The sequence below is a fragment of the Candidatus Sordicultor fermentans genome (assembly GCF_012728195.1).
GTDB lineage: Bacteria > Atribacterota > Atribacteria > Atribacterales > Caldatribacteriaceae > Sordicultor > Sordicultor fermentans.
In genome coordinates, this window is the sequence record NZ_JAAYFP010000034.1 from 1 (window position 1) to 7,661 (window position 7,661).

Annotated in this window: 7 protein-coding genes; 2 read left to right on the forward strand and 5 right to left on the reverse strand. The window is 42.5% G+C overall.

The window, feature by feature from the left end:
- Positions 1–24 precede the first annotated feature (24 nt).
- The gene (locus GXZ17_RS01690; protein ID WP_409375561.1) at positions 25–681 is read right to left on the reverse strand and encodes a PepSY domain-containing protein; all 657 of its coding nucleotides are present in this window, start codon (positions 679–681) and stop codon (positions 25–27) included.
- A 135-nt stretch (positions 682–816) separates the two neighbouring features.
- On the opposite strand from GXZ17_RS01690, the gene rppA reads away from it, so the two are divergent.
- Positions 817–1,488 (forward strand): two-component system response regulator RppA, encoded by a 672-nt coding sequence (gene rppA / locus GXZ17_RS01695; RefSeq protein ID WP_409375567.1) that lies wholly within the window; start codon positions 817–819, stop codon positions 1,486–1,488.
- Positions 1,485–2,906: a sensor histidine kinase gene (locus tag GXZ17_RS01700; RefSeq protein ID WP_409375562.1), complete on the forward strand. Its 1,422-nt coding sequence runs from the start codon at positions 1,485–1,487 to the stop codon at positions 2,904–2,906. The genes rppA and GXZ17_RS01700 overlap by 4 nt, the downstream gene beginning before the upstream one ends.
- Before the next feature lie 3 nt (positions 2,907–2,909).
- On the opposite strand, the gene GXZ17_RS01705 is transcribed toward GXZ17_RS01700, so the two are convergent.
- The 4 genes from GXZ17_RS01705 to GXZ17_RS01720 are packed head-to-tail and all read right to left on the reverse strand — an operon-like array spanning position 2,910 to position 7,093.
- A complete protein-coding gene (locus GXZ17_RS01705) occupies positions 2,910–3,758 on the reverse strand; it encodes a carbohydrate ABC transporter permease (RefSeq protein WP_409375563.1) in 849 nt (282 codons plus the stop codon).
- A gap of 11 nt (positions 3,759–3,769) precedes the next feature.
- Positions 3,770–4,654 (reverse strand): carbohydrate ABC transporter permease, encoded by an 885-nt coding sequence (locus GXZ17_RS01710; protein ID WP_409375564.1) that lies wholly within the window; start codon positions 4,652–4,654, stop codon positions 3,770–3,772.
- 41 nt (positions 4,655–4,695) lie between these two features.
- Complete coding sequence (locus GXZ17_RS01715) at positions 4,696–6,033, reverse strand: ABC transporter substrate-binding protein (protein ID WP_409375565.1); 1,338 nt, start codon at positions 6,031–6,033, stop codon at positions 4,696–4,698.
- Positions 6,034–6,043: 10 nt separating this feature from the next.
- Complete coding sequence (locus tag GXZ17_RS01720) at positions 6,044–7,093, reverse strand: LacI family DNA-binding transcriptional regulator (RefSeq protein WP_409375566.1); 1,050 nt, start codon at positions 7,091–7,093, stop codon at positions 6,044–6,046.
- Positions 7,094–7,661 lie beyond the last annotated feature (568 nt).

Sequence of the window (7,661 nt, forward strand, 5' to 3'; positions counted from 1 at the left end):
GATTTAGGGAGGAGCTTATTTTTTTCAAAAAACAGGCTCCTCAACTGGAGTTTCCTCAGCTGGAGCCTCCTCAGATTGTTCCTCGACTTCTGTGGTAGGCTCCTCAGCTGGAGTCTCTTCAGTTAAGGCTGCGTCTACTCTTATTTCTTCTCCATTATCCAGTTTAATGACATAGACTATATTACTTTCTTCTTCTACCAATTTTGCCTCCACTGCAGCTCTATCTTGCTTGGTGCTTAATGCTACTCCTACTGCTTCCTCTAAAGGAACTGTGGTTTGGGGTAGAAGAGTAACTGCTGGGCTGGGCTCAGATAATTCTGTGCTACCCAACACCTCCCCAGTTTGAGCATCTACTTTGACTTCCATTCCATTGCTGAGTTCAATTAAATACACCGCGTCGCCAAAAAGTGGATCACTAAACTTGGCGGATACTGCTTGCGCTTCAGGGAAAACAGTTAAAGCTGCTTTTATGGCTTCATCCATAGGAAAGCGCTCTGGTGCAGGTGGTTCCTCCGGCATCATAGGTTGTTCTTCCGGAGCAATAGGTTGCTCTCCTGCAGGTGCTTCCTCTGGTGCTATGGGTTGCTCTGGTATAGCTTCCTGAGCACAAGCTGCCACACTGAATGTCACACTGAGTAACAGTGCCACCAAAATTCCCACGAGGTAACGGTTCCCTTTCATTCTTATCACCTCTCTGTTTTATTTTGACGGGTTTTTCCTCGTCTGAGGATAATATAATCCCGAAAAATGAAAAGGTGATGAATTCAACATTAATTTGAGATGAAAAATGAAAAATTTCAGTATAATAACAATGAAATGCGTATTTTAGTGGTGGAAGACGAAAAACGTTTAGCTGAAGTTATTAAAAAAGGCCTGGTGGAGGAAGGCTATTCGGTTGATGTAGCCTATGATGGAGCAGAAGGGCAATATATGGCTGAAAGTGCTTCCTATGACCTCGTAATACTCGATATTATGTTGCCTAAAAAAGATGGAGTTACTATTTGTCAGGAGTTACGCATCAGAGGAATTAATACCCCCATATTGATGCTAACAGCGAAAGACAGCGTAGAGGATAGGGTAAAAGGTCTGGACTCAGGAGCTGATGATTATCTGGTGAAACCTTTTGCTTTTAGTGAACTCGTAGCCAGGGTAAGAGCGCTTTTGCGGCGAGAAGCTCTTTCTAAAGCTTCAAAACTTCAGGTGGGCAATTTGGTGATGGATACCTTAACCAGAGAGGTGTGGCGAGGAGATAAAAAAATCGAATTAACTGCCAAGGAATATGCAATTTTGGAGTACTTTATGCGTCATCCTAACATGGTAGTTACAAGAACCATGCTTATGGAAAAAGTATGGGATTATGATTTTGAAGGTATATCTAATGTCATAGATGTCTATATTCGTCGGCTGCGACTTAAGCTGGATGAGGAAGGGGCAGAGAGTATCATTGAAACGGTAAGGGGAGCTGGTTACAGGTTAAGAGAACCATGAAATTTTTTAAAAGTGTTAAATTTCGTTTGACCGTTTGGTATCTCATAGTTATGGGTATTTTACTTTTTATTTTTGCCGCTTTATCTTATTTTACTCTTTATCACAACTTGTATGAGAATTTAGACAACAATTTAGAGGATCGACTTATTAAATTACGGAGTTTACTACGAGATGCTGGAGAAGATGTAGATATCGATATCGACATGGAAAGAGAGTTAGGAGAAATCATATTAATTTATTATCCTGAAGGTTTCCTGTGGAAGAGCTCCGGGCCTTTTATTGATGCGCCTGATATTACTCCGATGGTGAGGGAAGTAGCCAAAGGAGCCCCTCTTTTTTTTAATACCACCACTACCTATGGTCGAGTAATCCGATTCTATGCTGCGCCGATTACGGTAGGTGAGCGATCTTTTATTTTATTAGTGGGTCGTTATTTTGATGAAATAAAAAGTATTTTGGGTAGATTGCGTACCATCTTCATCCTCTCTGGTTTAGTAATGATGGTTTTGGCTGGTGTTGGAGGATTGTTTTTGGCCGACCGAGCACTTCGCCCGGTAGATCGAATAACCCGCACTGCTCAAAAGATAGGAGAGAGAAATTTAAGTCATCGGATAGAAGTACATAGTGAAGATGAGCTGGGAAGGTTAGCTCTTACTCTAAACCAGATGATAGCTCGCTTAGAAGATGCTTTTCGCCATCAGCAGCAATTTACTGCCGATGCTTCTCATGAATTGCGCACCCCCTTATCTGTTATTCAAGCAGAAGCCACTCTGGCTCTCGGTAAACAGAGAAGAGAGAAAGAATACAGGGAAGCTTTGGAGACAATTTCTCAAGAAGCTTCTTATATGTCATCAATAATTGACAAATTGCTTTTTTTAGCTCGTAGCGACATTAGACGGGAACAATACAATTTTGAAGAAGTTAACCTCCGAGAGCTGGTTATCGATTTAGCAACCAGTATAGAAGCGCTTGCCCAGGAAAAAGGGCTGGAATTCGAGGTGGGGACGGTAAAAGACCTGGTGGTAAGAGGAGATAAAGATAGGTTAAGACAACTTTTGTTTAATATTCTGGAGAATGCTATCAAGTATACCAAGACGGGGAAAGTCTCTATCTCAGCTGTTCAAAAAGATAAAATGGCAGTGGTGGCCATTGCTGATACTGGTGCTGGTATTCCCTCTCAAGACCTGCCTCATATTTTTGAGCGCTTCTATCGGGTAGATAAGACTCGTTCTCGAGAAGAAGGAGGAACAGGTTTAGGGTTGGCCATTGCCCAGGAAATTGCTGAAGCCCATGGGGGAAAAATTGAAGTAGAAAGCGAATTGAATAAAGGAAGCACTTTTTCAGTGACGTTACCTATCTCTCCAGTTGCTTCGAGTTCAGGTAAAAAGAAAACTAAAGAGAAACATCGCAAAAAGTAAGCTTTAGCCCTTCACTGCTCCAAAAGTGAGACCTTGCAAGAGATAGCGCTGCATGAGAAGGGAAAACACGACTACTGGAAGCATGGTTACTAATCCTGCTGCAGCAAGTGGCCCCCAGGCTATCCGCCACCCGGTTATAAATCTACCCAAATAAATGGGAAGAGTCTGAGCATTTTTACTGGTGGTGAGAACCAGAGCCATGAGAAACTCTCCCCAGCTCTGGATAAAAGCTAAAGTGGATACCGAAGCGAGTCCCGGGGCACTGAGAGGCAGAGTGATGTGCCAGAAAGTTTGTCCGATATTTGCTCCATCCACAAAAGCAGCTTCGTCCAGCTCTTGAGGAATTTCATTGAAAAAGGTGATGAGAATCCAGGTACTGAAAGGAGTGGTAAATATTAAATGAGATAAAATGAGCGCCCACCAGGTATCAACCAGGTGTAGATGACTGAAAATAACGTAAAGGGGCAGAGCAGCAGCAATGGGGGGGAGCATGCGAATGGAAATGATCCAGGAGACAAACCCCATCCCTCCCACTTTGAAGCGAGAAATGGCATAGGCTGCCAAAGCGGCAATGATGGTAGAAATTAAAGCGACAGATAGCGCTATAACGATGCTATTGATAAGATAAGGAGTAATAGTAGAGATAGCAGTGGTAACACTACCAAAAAATCCTCCTTCTAATCCTAAGAAGTTACCCAGGGTCCAATGCTGGGGGAAAAAGGAAGGAGGCCAGGTGAACCAATCTTCACTTCTTTTAAAAGCTGTGGTAACTAACCAGTATACCGGGAAAAGAAAAAAGAAAATCACCATTCCGATGAGGATAAACTTGATTGTTTTAGTTAACCACTTCATTTTTTTTCCTCCTAAAGCCCTAAAGTTTCTGATAAACGCAAAAAACGAATGAGCAGATTAGTTAAAACAGTAACTACTAAAAGAAGAATGACACTCAAAGCAGAAGCGTACCCTACATCCCAGCCGAAAGATATCCCCACTTTGTAAATGTAAAAACTGTAAGAATGAGTGGCTGACCCCGGGCCACCAAAAGTTACCATATAAACGATATCAAAAAGTTTTAGAACATCGATTACCCGGATAATGAGTGTTACCCAGATAAGGGGGCGCAAAAGAGGTAACTCAATATAGCGCATGGCTGACCAGCCACTGGCTCCATCTACGAGACTTGCCTCTACTACGTCCCGGGGAATAGATTGCAATCCAGCATAAATTACTAAAAATATAAAAGGAGTCCACTGCCACACATCAATCAGAAGTACCCCCAGGCGGGCAAAAAACTGACTTCCCAGCCAGGAGACTTTAGGAAGGCCGAAAAGAGAGAGAAAATAATTTATAGGGCCAAATTCATAGTTGTAGAGCATTTTCCAGGCTATACCAGCCACTACCGGTGGAATAGTCATGGGAATAATTAGAGAGCTCCGTAGAGCTCGCTCTCCCCATACGTCCCGGATGAGAAAAGCTATGCCAATTCCCAGAAGGATTTCAAGAGGTACAGCGGTGAAAAGTAAAAATAAAGTAAAGCTAACACTCGAGGAGGCGGTACGGTCTCTTAGAATCTCTCGGTAATTTTCCCATCCAATAAACCTGGGTTCCTCCCAGGAAGCCAGGGAATATTGATGAAAAGACATATATATCATATAAATGAGAGGATAGATGGTTAAGCCAAGAAATAGAATCAAAAGAGGAAGAATCAATAGAAAACCAGTTCGCTTTCTCTTTTTAGAGTTCATCATAGTTTTCCCCTCTTAAAGTAGGGGGGAGACCCCCCTACTTTTTATTTACTCAAAACTTTTTTCCACTCTTCTGCTACTAAATTTAAAGTTTCAATGCTATTAGGTGCTTGTCCCAAAAGAATCTCCGATATAGTTCCTACCAGCACATCTTCCACGCGAGGTTCTTCCGGGATGCGGGGTCGGTGAGAAGCTCCCTCTAAAGAAGGAAGATAGACATCTTTCAGCCAGGGAGCGTCGGCAATTACTTCGGGATCTTCGATAACCGATTTACGAGTGGGGCCTACTCGATATTTTAGCCACTGAATTTTGTCTCCCTCCTTAGAGGTGGCGTACTGGATAAACTGAAAAGCTGCTTCTTGATTTTTAGAAAAAGCATTAATTCCTACTCCCCAACCTCCACTAACCGGTGCTTTACCTGGCATTATAGCAATTCCCACTTTTTCTTCAAAAGGCTGAAGATCGGGGGATTCCTGCCAGCTGGCCATGCAAGCAGTCCACTGCGGCACCATGGCTACCATCCCTTTACTGAAAGCTTCTAACGTCTCTCCATAGTCAGAGCCTAAAGGATCGGAGGAGTAGGGAAGGAGGTCTATCATATCTTGAATGGCTTTTACTCCTTCTTCAGAATTGAAAGCTGGTTGATGATCAGCAGTGAATAAATCTCCCCAATCTAAATCTACTTCCCCGAACTTTTCAATACCTTCCGGGCTGCGTCGGTAAGGCCCAAAGAAATTGAGAAACATATAGAAAAGAGTATGGGTGCGAGGGAACATTAAACCTATTCCGTATTCAGTGGGAGAATCAGGGTTAAACTTCTTAGTGAAAAATTGAGCCACTTCTTTAGCTTCTTGCCAGGTTTCTGGAACTCGGAGTTCTCTACCATACTGAGCCTGGAATTTCTCTTGCAGGGCTTTATCCTGGAAAAGGTCCTGGCGATAAAAGAAGAACATTGCTGCTCCGTAGAAAGGTTGACCAATTCTTTTATCTCCCCAGTAGCCATAGATATAGCGGGCGGTAGGTATAAAATCGTCATCATCAAAATCTGGATCTACTAAATCAGGATGTTCCTGAGCAAAAGCTTCTAAATCCAGCATCCCTGGAGCTATAGCGCCGGCGGTCATTAAATCCCAGGTGGTTACATCGAAGGCTCCTACACCAGCAGTGATATCTTGCAGGATGCGGGGATATAGAACTTCCCAGGAAAGGGGAGTGACTTCAATCTGTATCTCGGGGTGTGCCTGCATAAAGTTTTGAGCTAATTCAAATAGGGCGTCAGCATTATCTGGAGAAGACCAAACTGCTAATTCTGTTGCATATCCCAGAGAAAAACCAAAAACCAAAACAATAAAAATCATGCTTATTATAGTTAACTTTCTCATTTTTTCCTCCTTAATGAGCTGGGAAATAAAACTCTAAATTACTTCTCATTACTATTACCGGCTCTAAATAAAGATAAGCCGGAGGAGCTATTCCTTCCACCAAAAACTGAAAAAGAGACATAGTAGCCTCGAAACCCTGCCGATAAGGATTCTGGAAAATAGTAGCATTTATCACCCCCTTTTTAAGGTAGTGAACTACTTCTGGGAAAAGGTCGGTAGCGATTACTTTTATCTCTTGAGCCCGACCACTTTCCTCTAAGGTACGACAGACCCCTACTGAGTTGGCGGTAGCGATATAAATACCAGAAAGTTCGGGATGATTTTTTAAGAGTTTTCTGGTATTTTCTTCCGCTCTGTTTTCGCTTTCCTGGCTTTCTAAAATTGCTACTAGTTGAGGTGAAGGCTGGAATTGGGCTAAAGCTTCTTGGAAGCCTATTGTCTTTTGATAGTGGTCATCTATTTCTTGAGAACCTATTAAAATAGCTACCTCTCCTTTTACCCAGTTAGCCATCAGCTCTCCAGCTAACTCACCATTTTTGCGAGGATTAACACAAACGGTGGTCAATCTTTTACTTTCCGGAGCATCAGTAGAAACGGCAACTACAGGTATACCGCGCTGGGTGAAGTTGTTGATGAGGTGATTGAACCTGTGGGAGTGACCGGGAGCAAAGACTACTCCCGATATTTCCTGGGAAAGCAGGGAACTTAGAGCTTCTTCTTCTCCACTTCCCAGAGTTTCTATATCTTTGTAAAGAGGAGCAACTCGGAAGTCTTTTAATCTCTCTATGGCATCTTGAAAACCTCGACGTACGTCATCATAAAAGTAGTGGAGTTCTCGAGGAAAAACAGCAGCAAAAACCAGGGGCTTTTTCCGGCTCAGGGCGCTAGCTACTCGATTGGTTCGATAACCAACTTGCTCTGCTACTTCTAAAATTTTTTCCCTGGTTTCGGGTTTAATCCCCTCTCGATGATGAAGAGCCCGGTCCACTGTTCCGATGGAAAAACCAGTTAGTTTGGCGATATCCTGGATAGTGAAAGATTTTTTTTCTTTAGGATTCATATCCCCACCGTTAACGCTAACGATTTTAAACATTGTAACATTAATCAAGATTATTTTCTACTCTTTTATAAGGCTCCTGTAGTTATTCTGTGATAATGTCATCTGAAAAATTCTTGTAAGTTTGTTTTTAACGAAGTAGGACTTTTACCCGCAAGACGAGAGTGAAAATTCTCGCAGTTTGAGCGACATATAAGTTGTGAAGAGGGGTGGAAGTTATTTTCCCTACTCTCTAAAAGATACAGATTCCATGGTTTTCTAGGGAAACAGCAGGGAAAGAATTGAGCCAGTCGGGAAGAAGAAATAAAATGTTGGGAGTGAGATTCTCTTTCGCTGAGAAGGATTAAATAAAAAAGCAAGAACTACTGGGAAAGACATTTTTTCTTTCCCAGTATAAAAAAAGACCTCCTTATAAACCCGGCAATAAGGGGAAACCGATCCCTTATAACCTAATTTCTTTTTTTGCTACCCCTGAATGGTCCTATCACCTTTTTGTTCGCCACCCCGGCAACTTTCGAGCCGTTTTTAGTCTGCCCCTGAATGGTTTTATCATCCCATTGTCTGTCACCCC